This is a genomic window from Dongia sp., from assembly GCF_041905885.1.
Taxonomy (GTDB): Bacteria; Pseudomonadota; Alphaproteobacteria; order Dongiales; family Dongiaceae; genus Dongia.
In genome coordinates this window covers 228,092-247,780 of the sequence record NZ_JAYRKD010000003.1, presented here as the reverse complement: position 1 = coordinate 247,780, position 19,689 = coordinate 228,092, and the positions used below count along the sequence as shown (strand labels likewise).

19 protein-coding genes and 1 pseudogene are annotated in these 19,689 nt (G+C 66.0%); 8 read left to right on the top strand and 12 right to left on the bottom strand.

From position 1 onward, the window contains the following. The first annotated feature begins 5 nt into the window (after window positions 1–5). The 4 genes from ACH2CY_RS04530 (at window position 6) to ACH2CY_RS04515 (ending at window position 4,206) form a co-directional block, all read left to right on the top strand. The gene (locus ACH2CY_RS04530; protein ID WP_395016403.1) at window positions 6–167 is read left to right on the top strand and encodes a hypothetical protein; all 162 of its coding nucleotides are present in this window, start codon (window positions 6–8) and stop codon (window positions 165–167) included. Continuing rightward, window positions 164–1,564 (top strand): cytosine permease, encoded by a 1,401-nt coding sequence (locus tag ACH2CY_RS04525; protein WP_395016401.1) that lies wholly within the window; start codon window positions 164–166, stop codon window positions 1,562–1,564. The genes ACH2CY_RS04530 and ACH2CY_RS04525 overlap by 4 nt, the downstream gene beginning before the upstream one ends. 52 nt (window positions 1,565–1,616) lie before the next feature. Continuing rightward, the gene (locus ACH2CY_RS04520) at window positions 1,617–2,180 is read left to right on the top strand and encodes an NAD(P)H oxidoreductase (protein ID WP_395016400.1); all 564 of its coding nucleotides are present in this window, start codon (window positions 1,617–1,619) and stop codon (window positions 2,178–2,180) included. Between the two features lie 67 nt (window positions 2,181–2,247). Next, the gene (locus ACH2CY_RS04515) at window positions 2,248–4,206 is read left to right on the top strand and encodes an FAD-dependent oxidoreductase (protein WP_395016398.1); all 1,959 of its coding nucleotides are present in this window, start codon (window positions 2,248–2,250) and stop codon (window positions 4,204–4,206) included. Between the two features lie 4 nt (window positions 4,207–4,210). Here the strand turns inward: ACH2CY_RS04515 and ACH2CY_RS04510 are convergent, their stop codons facing one another. Together ACH2CY_RS04510 and ACH2CY_RS04505 are read right to left on the bottom strand one after the other, a co-directional pair. Then, window positions 4,211–4,855, bottom strand: coding sequence for a glutathione S-transferase family protein (locus ACH2CY_RS04510; protein ID WP_395016396.1), 645 nt, complete (start codon window positions 4,853–4,855; stop codon window positions 4,211–4,213). Between the two features lie 119 nt (window positions 4,856–4,974). Further along, a complete protein-coding gene (locus tag ACH2CY_RS04505; protein ID WP_395016394.1) occupies window positions 4,975–6,105 on the bottom strand; it encodes a branched-chain amino acid ABC transporter substrate-binding protein in 1,131 nt (376 codons plus the stop codon). Window positions 6,106–6,316: 211 nt separating this feature from the next. On the opposite strand from ACH2CY_RS04505, the gene ACH2CY_RS04500 reads away from it, so the two are divergent. Continuing rightward, entirely contained in the window at window positions 6,317–6,976 is a 660-nt protein-coding gene (locus tag ACH2CY_RS04500; protein WP_395016391.1) for a CGNR zinc finger domain-containing protein, read from the top strand. A gap of 4 nt (window positions 6,977–6,980) precedes the next feature. Here the strand turns inward: ACH2CY_RS04500 and ACH2CY_RS04495 are convergent, their stop codons facing one another. The 7 genes from ACH2CY_RS04495 to ACH2CY_RS04465 form a co-directional block, all read right to left on the bottom strand. After that, window positions 6,981–7,334 (bottom strand): hypothetical protein, encoded by a 354-nt coding sequence (locus tag ACH2CY_RS04495; RefSeq protein WP_395016389.1) that lies wholly within the window; start codon window positions 7,332–7,334, stop codon window positions 6,981–6,983. A gap of 17 nt (window positions 7,335–7,351) precedes the next feature. Next, entirely contained in the window at window positions 7,352–8,296 is a 945-nt protein-coding gene (locus ACH2CY_RS04490) for a DMT family transporter (RefSeq protein WP_395016386.1), read from the bottom strand. Between the two features lie 76 nt (window positions 8,297–8,372). After that, window positions 8,373–9,563, bottom strand: coding sequence for an SRPBCC family protein (locus ACH2CY_RS04485; RefSeq protein WP_395016383.1), 1,191 nt, complete (start codon window positions 9,561–9,563; stop codon window positions 8,373–8,375). 72 nt (window positions 9,564–9,635) lie between these two features. After that, window positions 9,636–10,481: a 4-(cytidine 5'-diphospho)-2-C-methyl-D-erythritol kinase gene (locus ACH2CY_RS04480; RefSeq protein WP_395016381.1), complete on the bottom strand. Its 846-nt coding sequence runs from the start codon at window positions 10,479–10,481 to the stop codon at window positions 9,636–9,638. 41 nt (window positions 10,482–10,522) lie between these two features. After that, on the bottom strand, window positions 10,523–12,229 hold the full coding sequence (locus ACH2CY_RS04475) for a tetratricopeptide repeat protein (protein WP_395016379.1): 1,707 nt from the start codon (window positions 12,227–12,229) through the stop codon (window positions 10,523–10,525). 226 nt (window positions 12,230–12,455) lie between these two features. Further along, entirely contained in the window at window positions 12,456–13,493 is a 1,038-nt protein-coding gene (locus tag ACH2CY_RS04470; protein WP_395016377.1) for a carbohydrate kinase family protein, read from the bottom strand. Beyond that, window positions 13,490–14,521 (bottom strand): hypothetical protein, encoded by a 1,032-nt coding sequence (locus tag ACH2CY_RS04465; RefSeq protein WP_395016374.1) that lies wholly within the window; start codon window positions 14,519–14,521, stop codon window positions 13,490–13,492. Before ACH2CY_RS04465 ends, ACH2CY_RS04470 begins: the two co-directional genes overlap by 4 nt. A gap of 121 nt (window positions 14,522–14,642) precedes the next feature. Between ACH2CY_RS04465 and ACH2CY_RS04460 the strand changes: the two are divergent. The 3 genes and pseudogenes from ACH2CY_RS04460 to ACH2CY_RS04450 all read left to right on the top strand — a co-directional run. Continuing rightward, window positions 14,643–15,641 (top strand): annotated as a pseudogene (locus tag ACH2CY_RS04460) (esterase-like activity of phytase family protein); the annotation flags it as partial. Window positions 15,642–15,702: 61 nt separating this feature from the next. Continuing rightward, complete coding sequence (locus ACH2CY_RS04455; protein ID WP_395016561.1) at window positions 15,703–15,816, top strand: hypothetical protein; 114 nt, start codon at window positions 15,703–15,705, stop codon at window positions 15,814–15,816. Between the two features lie 89 nt (window positions 15,817–15,905). Beyond that, entirely contained in the window at window positions 15,906–16,316 is a 411-nt protein-coding gene (locus ACH2CY_RS04450; RefSeq protein ID WP_395016373.1) for a hypothetical protein, read from the top strand. Here ACH2CY_RS04450 and ACH2CY_RS04445 read toward each other — a convergent pair. From ACH2CY_RS04445 to ACH2CY_RS04435, 3 genes are all read right to left on the bottom strand, one after another. Further along, entirely contained in the window at window positions 16,313–17,224 is a 912-nt protein-coding gene (locus ACH2CY_RS04445) for a YihY/virulence factor BrkB family protein (RefSeq protein ID WP_395016370.1), read from the bottom strand. The genes ACH2CY_RS04450 and ACH2CY_RS04445 overlap by 4 nt on opposite strands. Window positions 17,225–17,305: 81 nt before the next feature. Further along, window positions 17,306–17,707, bottom strand: coding sequence for a hypothetical protein (locus ACH2CY_RS04440; RefSeq protein ID WP_395016368.1), 402 nt, complete (start codon window positions 17,705–17,707; stop codon window positions 17,306–17,308). A gap of 246 nt (window positions 17,708–17,953) precedes the next feature. Next, a complete protein-coding gene (locus ACH2CY_RS04435; RefSeq protein ID WP_395016365.1) occupies window positions 17,954–19,606 on the bottom strand; it encodes an electron transfer flavoprotein-ubiquinone oxidoreductase in 1,653 nt (550 codons plus the stop codon). Between the last annotated feature and the right edge of the window lie 83 nt (window positions 19,607–19,689).

The window sequence follows — 19,689 nt, the reverse complement described above, 5'->3', positions numbered from 1 at the left end:
AAAACATGGCGAGTGAGATTCCGGCGGAGCTCGAGCGCCGCATCAAGCTGCTCGAAAACCCGGCGAACCAGGGCGAGGACTTCGACGGCACCAGCTGGTTTTGGCTGATCGCGCTTGGCGTCGCCTTGCCGATCGTGGCGCTCGTCACCGGATGGGGGCTGCAATGACGACGACGGAAATGCAGATCGCGGCGGAAGCCGACAAGAGCGCCTGGCCGCTGCTTCCCGCCGAGCGCAACTGGGGTTCCTGGAAGCTCGGCATCAGTCTGGCGACCGCCGCCGCCGCCACCTGGTGCTACATCATCGGCGAATACGTCGGCTATTATCTCGGCTTCGGCAAGGGCTTCATGGCCTTGGCCGCCGGCAGCATGATCGGCATGTTGATCGTCGCCATTGCCGCGGTGCCGATCTGCATCCGCTTCGGCGTCGATTCCATCGCCTCGACCAAGCCGCAATTCGGTTCTCAGGGCTGGATCATCCCGGCCTTGATGCAGCAGATCTCCATCGTCGGCTGGAACTCGCTGCTGCTGATCTTCTTCGCGAAATCGACCACCCAGCTCCTGATCGCGCTCGGCTTCATGGCCGAGGGTGAGACCAGCCTGCTGGTGCCGATCACCATCCTGGTCGCCTGCGCCCTGGTCTTCCTGTTCCTGCTCAAGGGTTCCGGCGGCCTCGATCGCATCGCCAAGATCCTGGTGGCCCATGTCTTCATCGGCTTCTGGATGCTCTACATCCTCTTGAGCCAGCGCTGGGGCGACATCGCCGCCGCCAAGCCCGCCTATGCTTCCGGCGACCCGGTCTGGGACTACACCACCGGCATCGAGATCGGCATCGTCTCGCTGCTGTCCTGGTGGCCCTATATCGGCGCGATGGTGCGCATGGCGCCGCGCGGCCGCACGGCGGCGGTGCCGATCATGGTCGGCATGGGCGCACCCGTGCCCCTGCTCTCTCTGATCGGCGTCGCCGGCATCCTGGCGCTGCAGATCTCCGATCCCGCGCAATGGCTGCGCACCGTCGGCGGCCCGACCTACGGCATCATCGCGCTCATCTTCGTCGCCGCGGCCAACCTCGGGACGGCGGTGGCGGGCGTCTATGCCTCGGCGATCGGGCTGCGGCATTTCCCGGCGCTCGACAAGTGTTCCTGGCCGGTGCTGCTGCTCCTCACCATCGCGCCCGTTGTGCTGGTCGGCATCTTCATCCCGGAGCTGTTCTTCGCCAACTTCGGCTCCTTCCTGGCCTTCATCGGCGTCAGCTTCGCGCCGCTCTGCGGGATCCAGATCGCCGACTACTTCTTCCTCCGGAACCGCAAGATCGACGTGCGGGCCTTGTTCGTCGGTCATCCGGGCACGGCCTATCGCTTCTGGAGCGGCTGGAACCCGGCGGCGCTGATCGCCATGGCGGTGGGTTGCGGGACCTATATCTATCTCCTCAACCCGCTCACCTATGTCAGCCATTCGCCCTATGACTTCACGACGGCCTCGCTGCCGACCATCGTGATCGCCGGAATCGTGCACATCCTGGCGACCAAGATCATCGTGAAGCCCGCCGGCAAAGGCGGCTACTGACCCTGTGAATGCCGGCCGCTATGATGCGGCCGTCATTTCCTCGGAGTTCCACATGAACGTGCTGATGGTGCTCGCCGTCCCGCGGCGGGATTCCCTGACCGGCCAGGCGGCGGATGCCTTTGCGGCCGCCGCTGCTGCGAACGGACACCGGCTCGAATGGGCCGACCTGCAGCGGGAAGGCTTCGATCCGGTCCTGCACGAAGCCGACGAGCCCGACTGGAACGACCCCGACAAGATCTATTCGGAGGAAGTCCGCCGCGAGATGGCGCGGGTCGAGCGCAACGACGCCACGGTCATGGTCTTTCCGGTCTGGTGGTGGTCGGTGCCGGCGCTGCTGAAGGGGTGGATCGACCGGGTGTGGAACAACGGCTGGGCCTATGGCGCGCGCAAGTTCCCGCAGCGCCGGGCCTGGATGATCGGCATCGCCGGCGGCGATCTCGCCGCCTACCAGAAACGCGGCTACGACGCGGCGATGAAGACGCAGCTCGATACCGGCATACTGGATTACTGCGGCGTTCCGGAACGCCGTCTGGAGCTGCTGTTCGGCGCGATCGAGGGCGCGCCCTATCCCGAGCAGATCCTGGCCGCGGCGAAAGATCTGGGCGAGCAATTCTGAGTGCCCGCCCCTTGCCCTTCGCGCGGGATTCGTCGCACAGTCACCGCATTCGCCTTGGGAGGGGCATTTGTCCGGCACAACTCTGCAACATCTCTTTTCACCTCTGACCATCCGCGGCAAGACCATCAAGAACCGCATCCTGTCCACCGGTCATGACACCACCATGCCGACGGATTCCCTGCCGAACGACCGGCTGGTCGCCTATCACCAGGCGCGGGCCGAGGGCGGGGTCGGGCTGATCATCGTCCAGGTCGCCGGTGTGCATGATTCCGCGCGCTACACCACCCATGTGCTGATGGCGACCAGCGACGACTGCATTCCGGGCTACAAGAAGATCGCCGATGTCTGCCACGCCAACGGCACCACCGTGTTCGGCCAGCTGTTCCACCCCGGCCGCGAGGTGATGGAGAGCCAGGACGGCACCGCGCCGGTCGCCTACGCCCCCTCCGCGGTGCCCAACGAGCGCTTCCACGTGATGCCGCGGCCGCTGACCAAGCGCATCATTCGCGAGATCATCGACGGCTATGGCAGCGCCGCGCGACGGCTGCAGAAAGCCGGCCTCGACGGCGTCGAGATCGTGGCCAGCCATGGCTATCTGCCGGCGCAGTTCCTGAACCCGCGGGTCAACCTGCGCGAGGACGAATACGGCGGAAGCCCCGAGAACCGGCTGCGCTTCATCCGCGAGATCATCGCCGCCATCCGCAAGGAATGCGGCGACGAGCTGATCGTCGGCATGCGGATCAGCGGCGACGAGAAGGATTATGCCGGCTTGCAGGACGGCGAGGCGCTGGAGGCGATGGGCGCACTCGAGGGCACGCTCGACTTCTACAACATCGTGGTCGGCAATTCGGCGAGCTTCGGCGGCGCGATCCACATCGCAGCACCCATGGCCTTCGAGCATGGCTATGTCGCGCCGTTTGCCGCCGCGGCCAAGGCGCGGGTGAAGACCCCGATCTTCGTCGCCGGCCGCATCAACCAGCCGCAGGACGCGGAGAAGATCCTCGCCTCGGGCCAGACCGACATGGTCGGGATGACCCGGGCGCTGATTTGCGATCCCGAGATGCCGGGCAAGGCCGAGGCGGGCCGGCTCGACGACGTGCGCGCCTGCATCGCCTGCAACCAGGCCTGCATCGGGCATTTCCACCTCGGCTACCCGATCTCCTGCATCCAGCATCCGGAGACCGGGCGCGAGCTCACCTACGGCAAGCGCAAGCCGATCGCGAGGAAGAAGCGGATCCTGATCGCCGGCGGCGGCCCGGGCGGCATGAAGGCCGCCGCGGTCGCGGCCGAGCGCGGCCACGACGTCACGGTCTATGAGGCCACCGAACGGCTGGGCGGGCAGACCTTGCTGGCACAGCTGTTGCCGACCCGCGCCGAGTTCGGCGGCATCGTCACCAACCTCACGCGCGAGATGCAGCTCGCCGGCGCGAAGGTCGTGACCAAGACCAAGGTGACCCGTGCGCTGGTCGATGAATTGAAACCCGACGCGGTGATCGTCGCGACCGGCGCCAGGCCGCGCGCCGGGGAGATCGAGGGTGTCGAGACCGGCCATGTGGTCAACGCCTGGCAGGTGATTAAGAACGAGGTCAATGTCGGCACCTCGGTGGTGGTCGCCGACTGGCGCTGCGACTGGATCGGCATGGGGATCGCCGAGAAGCTGGCCCGCTCCGGCTGCCGGGTGCGCCTCGCGGTCGACGGCTACATGCCGGGGCAGCGCATCCACCAATACGTCCGCGACAACTGGTGGGGCGAATTGCAGAAGCTCAATGTCGAGATCATCCCGCTGGTGCGGCTCTACGGCATCGACGGCGAGACGGTCTACCTGCAGCACGCCACCAACGGCGAGCCGATCGTGCTGGAGGACGTGAACACCGTCGTCGCCTCGCTCGGGCACGAGCGTGTCGACGCGCTGGCCGACGAGCTCGAAAGCTGGTCCGGCGAAGTGCACATGATCGGCGACTGCCTCACCCCACGCACCGCCGAGGAAGCGGTATTCGAAGGGCTGAAGGTCGCGGCGGAGATATAAGCCGCTATTTCGGCACCATCGCCAGATAGGGCTCGGCTTCCTTCCAGACGCGGGCGTAGGACGGCCGCGCCTTCAGCCGTTCGAGATAGGCTCCGAGATTCTTCCGTGCGCCGATCGGCACCTGCATGTCGGCGAATTGCAGCGGGCCGGCGGCGGCGCAGTCGGCCAGGCTGAAGCCGCGGCCGTTCATCCATTCCCGTCCGGCGAGATGCGTCTCCAGCATGTCATAGGCGGTGGCGATCAGATTTCTCGCCTGATCGACGCCGAAGCCGTCGTTGCTGCCTTGCGGGCGGAGCCGGTCGGTCACGATCTTCTGCATCGGCACGTGGACATAGAGATCGAGGAAGCGGTCCCAATAGCGCGTCTCGTCGGCGAGGTCGCGGTCCTCCGGGATGAAGCGGGTGCGGCCGGGCCGATGGCGGTCGAGGTATTCGATGATCACCGTTGATTCCGGCACGGTCTTGCCGCGCTGCTCGTCGCGCAGCACCGGGAAACGGCCGATCGGCCAGAGCCGGGTGAAGGCCGTCCACGACGCCTCGTCCATGAAGTTCACGACCTCGCCCGCGAAGGGCGTGTCGTTCTCATAGAGCGCGGTCAGCACCTTGTGGCAGAAGGATGACAGGGGGTGGAAATAGAGCCGCAACGTCATCGGCAATTCTCCTTCATGCTTTCTTCTTGGACGGCATGCTCGCGTGCAGCATGGACCGGCGCAAGAAAAAAGGCCCGGGTGGGACGCCCGGGCCTTGCGATCGCCAGAGAGCGAAGCGATCAGTTCAGCGGCTCCTGTGCGTATTTGCCGTCATGCCAGAGGAACCAGGCGTAGCGAATCTTCTTCAGGTCGCCCTTCTCGTCCCAACCGAGGTCGCCGATCACGGTCGGGATGGTGCTGGCACGCAGCGCCTCCGCCACCTTCTCCGCATCGGTGGTGCCGGCCTTCGTGACCGCGGCGGCCCAGGCCTGGATCGCGGCATAGGAACTCAAGGTGTAGCCCTCGGGCTCATAGCCCTCGGCGCGGAACTTCGCGACCACGTCCTTGGCGGAATCGAGGTTGACCGCCGAGGAGGCATCGGAGAAACGCATGCCCTCGCCCGCCGGACCGGAGATCGACCAGAACTCCTGAGAGTTGGTGGCGTCGGCCGAGATGAACTGCGCCTTCAGACCCTGCTCGCGGGCCTGGCGCAGCATCAGCGCGGAATCCGGATGATAGCCGCCGATATAGACGACATCGATCTTGGCCGCCTTCATTTTGGAGATCATCGCCGAGAAGTCCTTCTCGCCGGCGGTGTAGTTCTCCCGCATCGCGGGCTTGAGGCCGTTGGCCTCCATGTTCTTGGCGGTCTCGTTCGCCAGGCCCTGGCCATAGGCCGAACGGTCATCGAGCACCGCCACGTTCTTGCCGGGATAGGTCTTGGCGAGCCAGGGACCGGCGAACAGGCCCTGCTTGTCGTCGCGCCCGCAGGTGCGGAACAGGGTCGTGATGCCCTTTGCGTGCGAATCCTCGGTATAGGCGGGATTGGTCGAGGCCGGCGTGATCTCGAGGATGCCTTCCTCAGCATAGACCGACGAAGCCGGGATCGACGAGCCGGAGCAGAAATGGCCGGCGACGAAGACGACGCCCTGGCTCACCATGTCGTTGGCGACCTGCACCGCCTGCTTCGGATCGCACTGGTCGTCGCCGACCACCAGCTTCAATTGCTTGCCCATCACGCCGCCGGCGGCGTTGATGTCCTTCACCGCCATTTCTGAGCCGCGCCGCAGCTGCTCGCCGAAGGCAGCCAGCTGGCCGGTCATCGGGCCGGCGACGGCGATGGGGATATCCTCGGCCTGGGCCGGCGCGATGCCGATTCCCAAGCCTATGACGGCCGCGAGGGCGCTCGCGGCGAGCAAATTCCTGATCATTCTGTTCCTCCCATGGGTGTTCGCTCGCCGCGTCTTCGCGCGCCGGCGATGGGTCAAAGCGATCCCTTGATGCCCGCCGCTGCGGCATGGGACCATGCCGGCGGCGGAATCAAGGGATCGAGTTTCAACGGTTAAAAGGCATTTAGACCGTTAGACTATGGAACCAGGGAGGCGGCGCTGTCAATATGGCGCCGCGAGGGATAAGCGCGACGTGACGAAACGAAACGAGCCGCTGCAATCGGCCCATTCGGGCATGGCAATCGAGACCGGCCATGTCTGGGGTCCCCTCGACCTGGTGGGCGGGCTGCCCTGCCTCGACTTCGCCAACACCGCCGGCGGTCATACCAAGATCCGCGAGGTCGAGCGCATCCCGACCTATCAGGACGCGCTCAACTGGGCGCTGTTCGCAGAGATCCTCGGCGCCGGCGAGGCACGCAGCATCGCCCAGGCGGCCAAGGCCAAGCCCGCGGCCGCGGCGCGGCAGGTCGAGGCGATGCATGTCTTCCGCGAAGCGCTGCAGCGGACGGTGGCGGCGATTTCCGGCGGCCAGCCGGTTGCGCCCAGGGACTTCGCCAAGGTCCGCGCGGTGATCACCGAGGCGGTCGGCGTCGCCGAGATCGCGCAGCAGGACGAGGCCTTTCTCTGGACCGCCGATGCGGCAGCGCCGGGGCTCGGCACCGTGCTGGCCCGGGTCGCGCTCTCCGCCCATGACATGCTGACGCGCGAGAAGCCGTCACAGCTCCGGGTCTGCGAGCGCTGCACCTGGGTCTTCATCGACCGCACCAAGAACCAGCGGCGCCGATTCTGCCGCCAGGACGCCTGCGGCGCGAAAGCGCGCTCGGAGCGGTTCTACCACCTGCACAAGGCTTAGCGCCTCAGAGGTTGTGGCGCTTGCGCCAATCGACCGGATAGAGCGCCCAGCAGACCAGCGATTTCTCGCCGCGATAGGAGATCGGCGTGTTCTCCGGGATCCAGATGACGTCGCCGGGCCTGGCCGAGATCTCGCCGTCCGGCGTGCCGAGGCGGAAGGTGCCTTCGATCACCACGATCATCTCGTCGTAGAGCACGGTCCAGTCGATTGAGCAGCCGTCGAAAGTGGCGAGACCGGCGCCAAGCGTCTTCGACATGTCGGGACCGACCAGCCGGGCCAGCGCCCCGCTGCCCGGGCTCTCGGCGCCGAAGTCCTCGAACTTCATCTCGCTGCGCTTGAAAAGAACCACCTTGCCCATCGCTCTCCCTCCCCTAGTTAAAGTCCCGGTGCCTCGTCGATGCCGGCGGGCGGCGGCGAGGCGTTTCGCATCGTCGCCAGCTCGGCCCAGAGGATGCCCAGGATCACCATGGCCCCGCCGATCACCTGCTGCAGGTTCGGCGTGGTGCCGCCGAGCGACAGGATCAGGATCGCGACGATCGGGGTCAAGTTGAGATAGAGGCTGGCGGTCACCACACCGCTCCGTTTCACACCAAAGTTCCAGAGCAGGACCCCGAACGAGACCAGGGCCAGGACCAGCCAGAGCAGGACCAGCAGGTCCTCGGTCGAGCCCGGCGCCGCCGGTGGGAACGGCACGCCGCCCAGCCCGGCGACGATCAGATAGACGACGGTGAGCGCGACGCCGCCGACCGTCATGGTGACGCAGGAAATGCGCACCTGCGACCAGCCGCCGAGCCAGCGCTGCGCCGCCGTCGAGTACCAGGACCAGCAGGCGAAGGCGGCCAGCATCAGCAGCTCGCCGCCGCGCAGGTCGAAGGGATTTCCGGCCCGGCTGAAATCCACCGTGGCAACGACGCAGCCGATGATCGCCAGGCTGAGCCCGGGCAGCATGCGGCGATCGAGACGGCGGCCGAAGATCACCCGGTCGGTGATGGTGGCGACCGCCGGGCTGGCGGCGCTCAGGATTGCGGCGGTGACGACATTCGAATGAGCAACACCCAGCGTGTAGAGCCCGGCATAGCCGCCGATCCCGACCGCGCCCAGCAGGGTGATCTTCCAAAAGCCGACCGGCTGGGCCGGAGCGGCGGCGCTGCGGCCCCTCAGCAGCAGGATCGGCAGCAGCGCCGGACCGCCGCCGAGATAGCGCACTGCCGCCAGAAACAGCGGATCCCACGCCTTCAGCAGATGCGAGATGGTGGGCACCATCGTGCCCCAGAGCACCGCGAGCAGAAGCAGGCCCGCCGTACCGGCCCAACGGCCCATGATTTCAAATCCAACGTGATGACGCGCAGGGCCGCAATCTGGCAGAGCGCCGCGCGGGCGTCAAAATGGTTCGGGGTTACCGCGCGACGCTGAGCTTAGGCCGCGGTTGGCTCTCGGTCTCGCCGCTGTCCAAGCGCCGCAGCAGGTACTGCATGAAGTCGTGGATCTCGCGTTCCAGCCAGGAGAGGCGCCCGCCTTTGGCCAGCGGCGCGCGGGAACCCTGGTAGATGCCTTCAGTGACCAGGCGGTCCTCGTCGTTGACGCGGTCGAAGAAGGCGTTGGTCTCGGCGATGAAGGCGTCCTTGTCCTCGAGGCTTTCATAGACCTCGGGCGCCAGCGCGTAGCCGAAGCGCAAATGCACTTCGCCCAGCGACTTCGGCCGCAGCGAGAGATACCAGAGGTGATCCGGCGCCAGCACATACATATGCGTCGGGAACACCGTGGGCATCACCGAGGTATAGCGCCAGCGGTCGGTGAGGCGCGTGTTGTTCGCATGCGCCAGCCCGTATTTCGCGGTCTGGTCCTTGATGAAGGTCTGATAGGTGAAGGCCTCGTGGCGCTCTTCCGGAAAGCCGGTTTCCTCGGCAGGAAACCAGGCGCCGACGGTCTTCCGATGCGCGACCGGGAGGTGATAGCCCTCCATGAAATTCTCGGTCAGTAGCTTCCAGTTGGTGCTCCAGACGAAATCCGCGGTCTGGCAGTGCACATAGTCGGCCATCTGGTAGCGCCCGACCACCGGCAGCAGCGGCGCCAGCAACTCGGCGACGCTCGGCGCCTGGTCGTTGAGCGTGATGTAGATCCAGCCTTCCCAGATCTCGGTGCGGATCTCCGGCAGCGCATGGTCGCGCGGGTTGAAGCCCGGCGACTTCTTCATATGCGGTGCCGCGAGCAGATGCCCGGCGTTGTCATAGGTCCAGGCGTGATACGGGCAGACGATGCGGGTGCAGCTCCCCTTCCCGTCCACCAAGCGCATCATGCGATGCAGGCAGACATTGGAGAAGCTGCGGATCTTGCCGTCGTCGCCGCGGATCGAGAACACCGGCTGGTCGTTGATCGCGAAGGAGATGTAGTCGCCGGGATTGGGGATGTCGGCGGCGCGGCCGGGCGAGAGCCATTCCCTGGCGAAGATCTCCTTGAGCTCGCGGTCGTAGAGCGCGGCGCTGGAATAGAGCTCCGGCGGCATGGCCGTCGCCTGCTCCAGCGGCAGCGCGGCACAGGCCCTGAGCTTGGCCAGCACGGATTCCAGATCGGCGGATACTTCAGGCATAGCTTCCCCCGTCAAACCGATGCCGCGAGGGTACGGGTGCACCGCGTGGCTGACAAGCGCCGCCGGGTTGAATCAGCGCGCGATCGGCGCCGCCACCGCCCACCAGCCGGGGTTCGCCGCGAGCACGGCGCGGCGCGCCGCCTCGGCCTCTCCCGCCTCGGCATAAATGCCGAAACAGGTGGCGCCGCTGCCGGAGAGACGGGCCAGCAGGCAATGCTCGGTGCCGGCGATGGCGGCCAGCACATCGCGGATCGCCGGCGTCACGCTGATCGCGGCCTCAGTCAGGTCGTTGCCGCGTTCCTGCAGCGCCGCGGCCAGCGCCCTGGCATCGGCGGGTGGCGCGGTCCAGCGGCCCGACGGCGAGAAGCCGCCCTGCCTTGCCTTGAACACCGCCGGGGTCGGCGTCGCGATCCCGGGATTGACCAGCAGCAGATGCGCCTCCGGCAGGGTCCCGACCGGCGCGATCTCCTCGCCGATCCCGCCCATGAAGCTCGGCCGGCCGGCGAGGCAGACCGGGACATCGGCGCCGAGACTCAAGGCCAGCCGCTCCAGTGTCGCGCGCTCCGGCTTCACTCTCCAGAGCGCCATCAAGGCATGCAGCGTGGCGGCGGCATCGGCCGAGCCGCCGCCGATTCCGGAAGCGACCGGCAGGTTCTTGGTGAGCAGGATCGCCGCGCCCTGGGTGACGCCGGCGAGATCTCGCAAACCCCGCGCCGCCCGCAGCACCAGGTTGTCGTCATCGGCCGCGAGATTGCCGGCGAACGGGCCGACGACCTTCAGCAACAGGGTATCGCTCCGCGCAACGACGATTTCATCCCCGGTCTCGGCGAAGACCACGAGGCTGTCCAGCAGATGAAAGCCGTCCGGCCGGCGGCCGAGGACGTGGAGATAGAGATTGATCTTGGCGCGGGCGAACATGAGCGACGAGGCAGCCGAAAGGTGAAGCGCGATGGGAGGACTCAGCCGTCCTGCTGCGTGGCCTTGCCGGGCTCGACCTCGGGCATCCCCTTGTCGATCTTGTCCTCGATCTGGCCGATCGTGTCCGGCTCCGGCTTGAAGTTGAGCGCGCGGCTCCACTGGAAGCGCGCCTCGACCTTGCGCCCGACCCGCCAATAGGCGTCGCCGAGATGGTCGTTCAGCACCGGATCGTCGGGCTGCAGCTCGACCGCGCGCTCGAGATAGCCGACCGCCTTCTTGAAGTCGCCGAGCTGGAAATAGGCCCAGCCGAGGCTGTCCACGATGAAGCCTTCCTCGGGCCGCGCCTCGACCGCCTTCTCCAGCATCGGCAGCGCCTTGTCGAGATGCTCGCGCTTCTCGACCCAGGTATAGGCGAGGTAGTTCAGCACATAGGGCTGGTCGGGCGAGAGCTCGAGCGCCTTCAGGAAGTCCGGCTCGGCCTTGTCCCACTGCTTGTTGCGCTCGTAAGCGGTGCCGCGGAAATAGAACACCGCCCAGTCGTTCTGCTGCGGCGCGCCGATTCGATCGATCGCGGTCGAATAGGCCGCGGCGGCGTCGCCGAAGCGCTTCTCCTTGCGATAGAGATCGCCGAGCGCGACGGCGGCCTCGGCGCGCTTGGGCTCGGCGGTCACCAAGCCCTGCAGCTGCGTCTCGGTCTCGTCGGTGCGCTCCAGGTCGCGCAGGCAATCGGCGATCGCCAGCTGCGCACTCCAGTGATAGGGCGAATCCGCCGGGATGCCGCGATAGGACTCGATCGCGGATTCGAGATGCTTGCCGTCCTGCAGCAGGCCGCCGACCAGCAGCTTGGCGATGTCGAGGTTCGGGTTGAGATAGAGCGCCAGGCGCGTGAACAGGATCGACTGGCCGTTGAGCTTGTCGGAGCGCAGCAACCCGCCGATGTCGAACAGCACTTCCGCCACACCCTTGGCGGCGCTGTCGACCAGCGGCTGCTTCGGCGCCGGCTGCTTCAGCTTCTGCTCCATCACATCGGACATGGCGCCGGTGATCTCATCCGACATGCTGCGGAACTTGGCGAGGACCTTCTTCGCCTCCTCGTCCTTGCCCTGGCGGTGCAGCAGGTCGAGATAGACTTCGACCACGTGCGAGGTCACGTGGTCGTCGGCGATCAGGGCAGCGAAGCGCTTCTCGGCATCGGCCGGCTTGCCGGCGATCACCTCCATCATCGCAATGTGGGATTCGACCAGCGGCTTCAGGCCATCGACCGAAGTGACCGGCTTCATGGCCTCCTTCGCCTGGTCGAGCCCATCCTCCTCCAGCGCCAGCCAGGCCAGGATCAACGGCTGGGCGATGCGGCCGACGGCATCCTCGCCCATGCCGTCGAGCAGCCTGCGCGCTTCCGCCGGCTTGTCGCGCTGGATCGCATCGACCGCGAGCATGATCGAGGCCAGCGGCGCCTTCGGGTCGGCCTCATTGGTCTGCTTGGCCAGCGCGATCGCCGGCGCGAAGCGGCCGTCGCTGATCAGCGCGATCAAGGCCTGCTGCGCCAGCGCGCCGTTGCTCGGATCCGATTGCAGCGCCAACGGCAGCAGGTCGGCCGCCGTCTTCATGTCGCCGGAATCGACCGCGTGCTGGCCCGCGAGATAGAGGCCGGCCGGCGACCAGTTCTTCTGATTGGTCGGGCCGCTGTCGGCGACGGCCGGATGCCCGGCCTGGCAGGCGGCCAAGGCGGCCGGCAACAGTGCAAACATCAACGGGCGGAAAAATCGAAGCGCGGGCAAAATCTGGCATCCTTTCATGGAGAAGGAAATCCGGCCCCTGTTACGGCTGATCACAGCCTTCCCTTTGGCGGTTCTACCAGGAACCGGACCCCATTCATAGAAGCCTGTTAACGATTGGGTCCAGCGGCTGGAATGGGCCCTAGAGGAAGCCGGGGGCGCGGCGAATGTTCCCCTCAATCAAGGCCGTATCAAGGCGTCAGATCGCCTCGCGCGAGCCCCATCGGCGGGCCAGGCTCAGACAGGTTTGCCACGGCTCGACGGTGCCGCTGGTGGAGATCCCGCGCAACGAGGCGCCGGCGGTGGCATGGGCCAGCGCCAGGCATTCCGCCGGCTCCCAGCCCTCGTGAAAGCCGTAGAGAAAGCCGGCCGCGAAAGCATCGCCGGCGCCGTTCGCGGCGACGATTTCCTCCTTCGGCACGGCCAATGAAGCTTGCCGGACCAGCTCGCCGCCGCGCACCAGCGCCAGGCCGCCCTTGGGAAAATGCACCGCCACCATGATGAGGGTACTCTGGTTCATGACCATGTGCATGGCGCGGATGCAGGCATCGACATCGGTGCCTTGCGCCGTCACGGTCTGCTCACCGGCGACCGCGCCGATCTCGTGATCGTTGACCACCATGAGGTCGAGATGCGGCAGGCAGGGCCGCGCCAGCGCGGCGATCCGCGCCGGCTCGATGCTGACCAGCTCGATGTTGGTCAGCAGCCCGGCGGCGCGCGCCTTCTTCAGCACCGCGACCCAGCCATTGGCCTCGCTTTGCCAAGGCGCGTCCATCGTCCGGTGCACGCCCGGCAGGCCGAGATGCGCGATCCGGGCGCGCGTCGTCGAAAAATCGAAATGATCCGGCGAAAGATGCGCGCCGACCCCGTTGAAGGTCATGTGGGTGCGGCGGCCGCTGCGCTTCGAGCCGAAGCATTCGGTGTAATGCGTCGGCGCTTCGCGGCTCACCGTCATCTGCCGGCGGTCGATGCCGTAGCAGTCGGCCTCGGCCTGGAGGAAGCGGCCGTCATCGTCGTCGCCGACGATGGCGATGGTCTCGACCGGCATCGCGGGGTCGAGCTTCTTCATGTCGATCGCGAGATTGCTGCCGGAACCGCCGTTGCGGCGCTCCTCGGACAGGATCTCGCAGATCGAATCCTCCTCCGGCCAGAACTCGATCAGCTTGTTGCGATCGACGCACCAGGAGCCGCCGGTGATGAAGCCCCGGCGTTCGGCGCCGTTAGAGGCTGTACTCACGCAGCCGCATCTTTCAGGACCTCTTCGGTCACCTTCGAATCATCCTCGAGCGAACGATCCGGCTTGATCCCCTTCTTCTGCAAGGCGGCGTGATAGGCCTTCACCGCCTCTAGCGGCTTCACCACGCCGGATGCGACCCGGCGCAGCATCGCCACCATCTCCAGCGGCGATTCCGCGAGGTTGATCTTGCGCCCGAACAGTGCCACCCGCGCGCCATAGCGCTCGGCCTGGGAGATGAGCTCGAAGGCGTCGCGGTTGGTGCCCGCACCGCCGCCGAGCACGCCGACCACCAGGGAGGGATCGAAGGAGGCCAGCTCCTCCAGCGCCTTCGGGCCGTTATAGGCGATCTTCAGGAATTCCGGCCGCTCCGCCTTGGTGACGCCGGCGAGGCAGCGCAGGATCGCGTCGTTGACGTAATGCGGCACCAGATCGGGCGCGATCCCGCTATCGACATTCGGGTTGAAGACCTCGAGGAAGTAGCGGAAGCCGATCGCCGAAGCATCGGCGCGGAACTGGTTGAAAGCCTCCAGCGAGCGGACATCGGCTTCGATGTCGTTGTTGAAGGTGATCGAGTAGAGGCCGAGATCGGGACCCTTCGCCGCCCGCTTGCCCGCCGGCGCCTTCGCCGTGCCGTACATGACGCGCGGCAGGTTGGCGCTGCGGAACGGGATCGAGGCGGTATGGTGATAGGCGGCACCGCGCATCCGCCAGACGCAGGTCGTGTCGTTGGCGCGGATCGCCGAGGTGACGGCACTCTTCTGGAACAGCTTCTCGCCGTGCAGGACCTCGGCGTTGGAGGCCGACATCAGCATGATGTCGAGGATGTCCTGCTTCACTATGGCGCGGATCTGGTCCAGGAACTCCGCCCGGGTGCGTACCCTCGTCCAGCTACCGTCCTTGCCGCGGTTGGGACCGCTGGAGGTCAGGCTCGGCCCCATGTCGCCGTCTTTCGCATCTGCGATGATGAAGTCAGTCGGCTTGTACTTGCCGGCGCGGATGCGGGCCAGTTTCTGGTCCAGGCGTTTCATGAGGGTTTCCCGTAAAGTGCGTTCCCCTGAAGCTGTAGCAAATCCGCAGGCCCGGTGAAACAGGGGTCGTCACCACCCTGTCACGCTTGATCTGCTTTTCTCCGTGGGGCGAACAAGGAGCATGGAGATGTCCGGCCGAACGCTGCTGCTCGCTGCCAGCCTGCTCGCCTTCGTGGGCGCGACGGCGGTCGCCGACGAAGCCCTGACTCTGCATCCCGAGGATCCCTGGACCGGCCCGACCACGATCGCATCCCTCCGCTTCTTCGGCGCCGCCACCATTCCCAATGACCAGCAGGTGCTCGGCGCCCTGGTCGGCGGGCTGTCCGGCCTCGACTACAGTCGGGAATACGGCAGCTGGGTCCTGGTCAGCGACGACCGGTCCGAGCATGCACCGGCCCGTTTCTATCAGGCGACCATCGAGCTGAAGAAAGGGACCCCCAAGGTTACCTTCTTCCACATGACCACCTTCGGTCAGCCGGACGGCAGCCTCTTCCCCGATGCCAAGACCGGGGGCGAAGTGCCGGATCCGGAATCGATTCGTTTCGACCCCGTGGGTGGCGGGCTTTGGTGGAGCAGCGAAGGCGACCGCAAGCGCGGCTTGGCACCTTTCGTCCGCAGGAGCCAACTCAACGGCGTCTATCTGGGTGCGCTCAAGCTGCCCTCGATGTTCGACATCCATCCGGAGCCGCAGACCGGCCCTCGCAACAACAATGCATTCGAAGGCCTGGGCGTCACCCCGAAGGGCGATGCGCTTTGGGTGGCGATGGAATCGGCGCTCTATCAGGACGGGCCGGCCGCGACGGTCGACGCGGGTGCGGTGGCACGCTTCACCAAGTTCGACCCGGGTGGCAAGCTGGTCGCTCAATACGCCTATCCGCTCGACCCGATCCAGGCCGAGACCGCCGGCGCCGGCAGCGACAACGGGGTCAGCGAGATTCTTGCGCTGGACGACGACCGGCTGCTGGTGCTCGAGCGGTCCGGCGTCAATGAAGGCGGCCTGCTCTGGACCTTGCACATCCGGCTCTATGAAGCTTATGCCGCCGGGGCGACCGATGTCTCTGCTCTGGAATCGCTGGTCGGCGCCGACTATCGCCCGCTGAGCAAACGCCTGATCCTCAATCTCGACGTCTTGCCGGAGCTCGGCTCCCCCGGCCTTGCAGCGGATCGACAATATCGAAGGGATGAGCTTCGGCCCCGATCTGCCCAACGGCCATCGCAGCCTGGTGCTGGTCTCCGACAACAACTTCAATCCGCTGCAGATCACGCAATTCCTCGCCTTCGAGGTCCTGCCTTGAGATTCGGAACCCTGCTTTCCGACACCGGTTGACTGCTGGAGAGATTGTGGCGCGCCCGGCGCGCCTCGTTGACCCGCAGGAGACCGAAAATGAACACCATGACTCGGGACGCCTTGTTCGGCGCGGCTTGTGCGCTTTGCGCGATCGTGGCGGCGGGTTCCGCCGCGGCCCAGACCTATCCGCCGGGCACCAACTGCCAGAGCCTGCTGCCCGGCCTGCGCGCCGCCTGCATCGACCAGGCGCAGCAGATGAACAGCGGCACCACCATCCCGAACAGCGCCGGCTCCAACACCGTGCAGTCGCCGGGCAGCCTCAATTCCGGCAACACGGTCACGCCGAACGGGACGGTCAGCCCCAATGCCGTCACCGCGCCGAACGGCACGGTGAACGGCGTCCCGGTGACCATCATTCCACCGGCCAACACGGGAACGGGTGCCTCGGGTGCGCCGGGTACGTCCGGCACCGGCACAGGTGCCGGCGGCGCCGGGACCGGCAACTAGATCCGCTTGGCTTCCCGCCGTACCGGCTGTTTCTTCCTTTCGGTATAGGCTCTGACGAACTCGGCGCCGAACAACAAGATCTGCGCCGAGTAATAGACCCAGAGCATCAGGGTGATGACCGACGCGGCTGCGCCGTAAGTTGTCGCGATGTTGCTGCGGCCGAGATAGAAGCCGATCACGAACTTGCCGAGCACGAACAACACCGCGGTCAACAGTGCGCCGGGCAGCACGTTGCGCCAGGAGATGCGGATGCTCGGCAGCACCTTGAAGATGAAGGCGAAGAGCGCGGTCGACATCGCGACACTGAACAGCAGGTTCACGCCGGCGACCAGCATCGCCTCGTCCTTCCAGGCGAAATACTGGCTGGCCGCCGAGGACAAGGCGTCGAAGGTGAGCGAGGTCAGCAGCAGGAAGGCGATCACCGCGATCATCGCGAAGCTCAGCAGCCGCGCGACCAGGAAGGCGACGACGCTGGAATATTTCGGCGGCGGCGCGCGCCAGATCGCGTTGAGGTCGGCCTGCAGCTCGCCGAAGGCGCCGCTCGCGGTCACCAGGAAGGTGCCGAGGCCGATCGCGGTGCCGAGCAGGCCCGAGCCGAAGTTGCTGGCGCTGGCCAGGATCTTGGCGACGGCCTCGGCGCCCGACTGACCGATCAATCCGCCGAACTGCGCCAGCACCGCGGTCTGCGCGACGTCGCCGCCGAACACCAGCCCGCCGATCGCGATCACGATCAGCAGCACCGGCGCCAGCGAGAAGATCGCATAGAAGGCGATCGCGGCGCCCATGCTCAAGCACCGGTCCTCCCACCAGCCCATCGCCGTATGCTTCAGGATCGAGGCGCTCTTCGACCCTGCGACATGGCGCAAGGTCTCGGTCCATTCCTGCGAAAATTTGAGATCGCCCTGCATGCGTGCCGCGCCGGCTCCGGTTGACCCGAAAATCAACCGGCGGAGCGGCCGATCGTTCCTACGTGCCGGCGGGGTACTGCGCTAAGCGCCGCGAAGTTTCGAGACGATTACCGAAACGACATTTATGAAACCCCAGCCAAACAAGAGTGCGATGACGAGGGTAAGCATGTCGAGATGGCCATGGAAAAGGCGAATCACGCAGGGCGCGACGAATACCAGGCTTATCAACGCGCCTAGCACCAGTTGGGCGTAGCCAAAGGCGCGGGCGCTGTTGCGCACGTGCTCGGCGTAGCTCATGCGCTCGTCGGAGATCGCATAGCCCGAAGTCAGGCGTCGCAGGTAGAGCTCCGTTCCTACGCCCGAAACAGCAGCGGCGGCTAGTATCGTGCCAAAGAAGACGTAAGCAATTGAGGCGTAGGGAAGACCGACATTGACCAGAGCGAAGAGCACCACCATTAACACGGGGAGGACGTACATCTGCATCGTGAACAATTTGCGATAAAAGCGGGCGAGCTTAGTGCGGAAGATGACAGCACCCCCATGGGCCGGGGAGAATGCGTCCCTTGCCTAGCCAGCCGTGAGGAAAAAATAGATCGCGCCCCTGCCCGTCCTTCTTGAACGGCATACTTGCTAACTGGTCGGCATGTCTCTCAAAGTAACCCACCGCTCTTCCCTGCTCCAGCCGTGGTCTCCAGGAGCAGTTTATCCCGACGGATCAGGCATCGCGAGCTACATGTTCGGGTAGTTCGGGCCGCCGCCGCCTTCGGGGTTGACCCAGACGATGTTCTGGGTCGGGTCCTTGATGTCGCAGGTCTTGCAGTGGACGCAGTTCTGCGCGTTGATCTGCAGCCGCGGGTTGGAGCCGTCGCCTTCGCGCACGATCTCGTAGACCCCGGCCGGGCAGTACCGCTGCTCCGGCGCGTCGTAGATCGCGAGGTTGGTCTTGATCGGAACGCTCGGGTCCTTCAGCGTCAGATGGACCGGCTGGTTCTCCTCGTGGTTGGTGCTCGACAGGAACACCGAGGAGAGGCGGTCGAAGGAAAGCTTGCCGTCCGGCTTCGGATAGACGATCGGCTTGCATTCCCGCGCCGGCTTGGTCTTCTGCGCATCGGTCTTGTGCGCGTGAAGGGTCCAGGGCGCCTTGCCGCCGAACAGCTTCTGGTCCATGCCGGCCATCAAGGTGCCGATCAGCAGGCCCTTGTTCATCCAGGGCTTGAAGTTGCGGGCGCGCCAGAGCTCGTCATGCAGCCAGGAAGATTCGAAGGCCTTCGGATAGGAAACGAGCTCGTCATGGGCACGGTCCTCGCCCAGCGCGGCAAAGGCGGCCTCGGCGCCGAGCATGCCGGTTTTGATCGCGGCATGGCTGCCCTTGATCTTCGGCACGTTCAGGAAGCCGGCATCGTCGCCGATGAGAGCGCCGCCGGGGAAGACCAGCTTCGGCAGGGCCTGGACGCCGCCGGTGACGATCGCGCGGGCGCCGTAGGCGACGCGGCGGCCGCCTTCCAGGAACTGCGCCACCTGCGGATGGTGCTTGTAGCGCTGGAACTCCTCGAACGGGTTGAGGTACGGGTTCGCATAGCCCAGGCCGACCACGTAGCCGACCGCAACCTGGTTGTTCTCACAGTGATAGAGGAAGGAGCCGCCGTAGACGTCGGTGGTCACCGGCCAGCCGGCCGTGTGCATGACCAGGCCGGGCTCGTGCTTGGCCGGGTCGATATCCCAGAGCTCCTTGATGCCGATCGAATAGCTCTGCGGGTCGCGGCCCTCGGCGAGATTGAAATGCGCGATCAGGCGCTTGCCGAGATGGCCGCGGCAGCCTTCGGCGAACAAAGTGTATTTGCCGGTCAGCGCCATGCCGGGCTGGAAGTCCGGCTTCTCACTGCCGTCCTTGGCGCGGCCCTTGTCGTCGGTGATGACGCCCAGCACCTTTTGCCGAGCATCGTCCCAGAGAATATCGGTGGCGGCGAAGCCCGGGAAGATCTCGACGCCCAGCACCTCGGCCTGTTGCGCCAGCCAGCGCGTGACGTTGCCGAGGCTGACGATGTAGTTGCCTTCGTTATGCAGCGTCTTCGGCAGGAAGATGTTGGGCAGGCGGAAGGAATTCTGCTCGGTGGTGAGGAACAGGAAGCGGTCCTCGGTCACCGGCTGATTGAGCGGCGCGCCCAGCTCCTTCCAGTTCGGGAAGAGCTCGGTGATGGCGCGCGGGTCCATGACTGCGCCGGACAATATATGTGCGCCGGCCTCGGAGCCCTTCTCGAGCACGACGACGGAAACTTCCCGGCCCGCTTCCGCGGCGAGCTGCTTCAAGCGGATCGCGGCGCTCAAGCCGGCGGGCCCACCGCCGACGATCACCACGTCGTATTCCATCACTTCGCGATCCATGAACCCCTCCCAAGACTCATTTGCGGGCTGCTTACACCCCCGGTGCCGGGTGATGCAAACCCTCCGGCCGGGTGCTAGCTTCC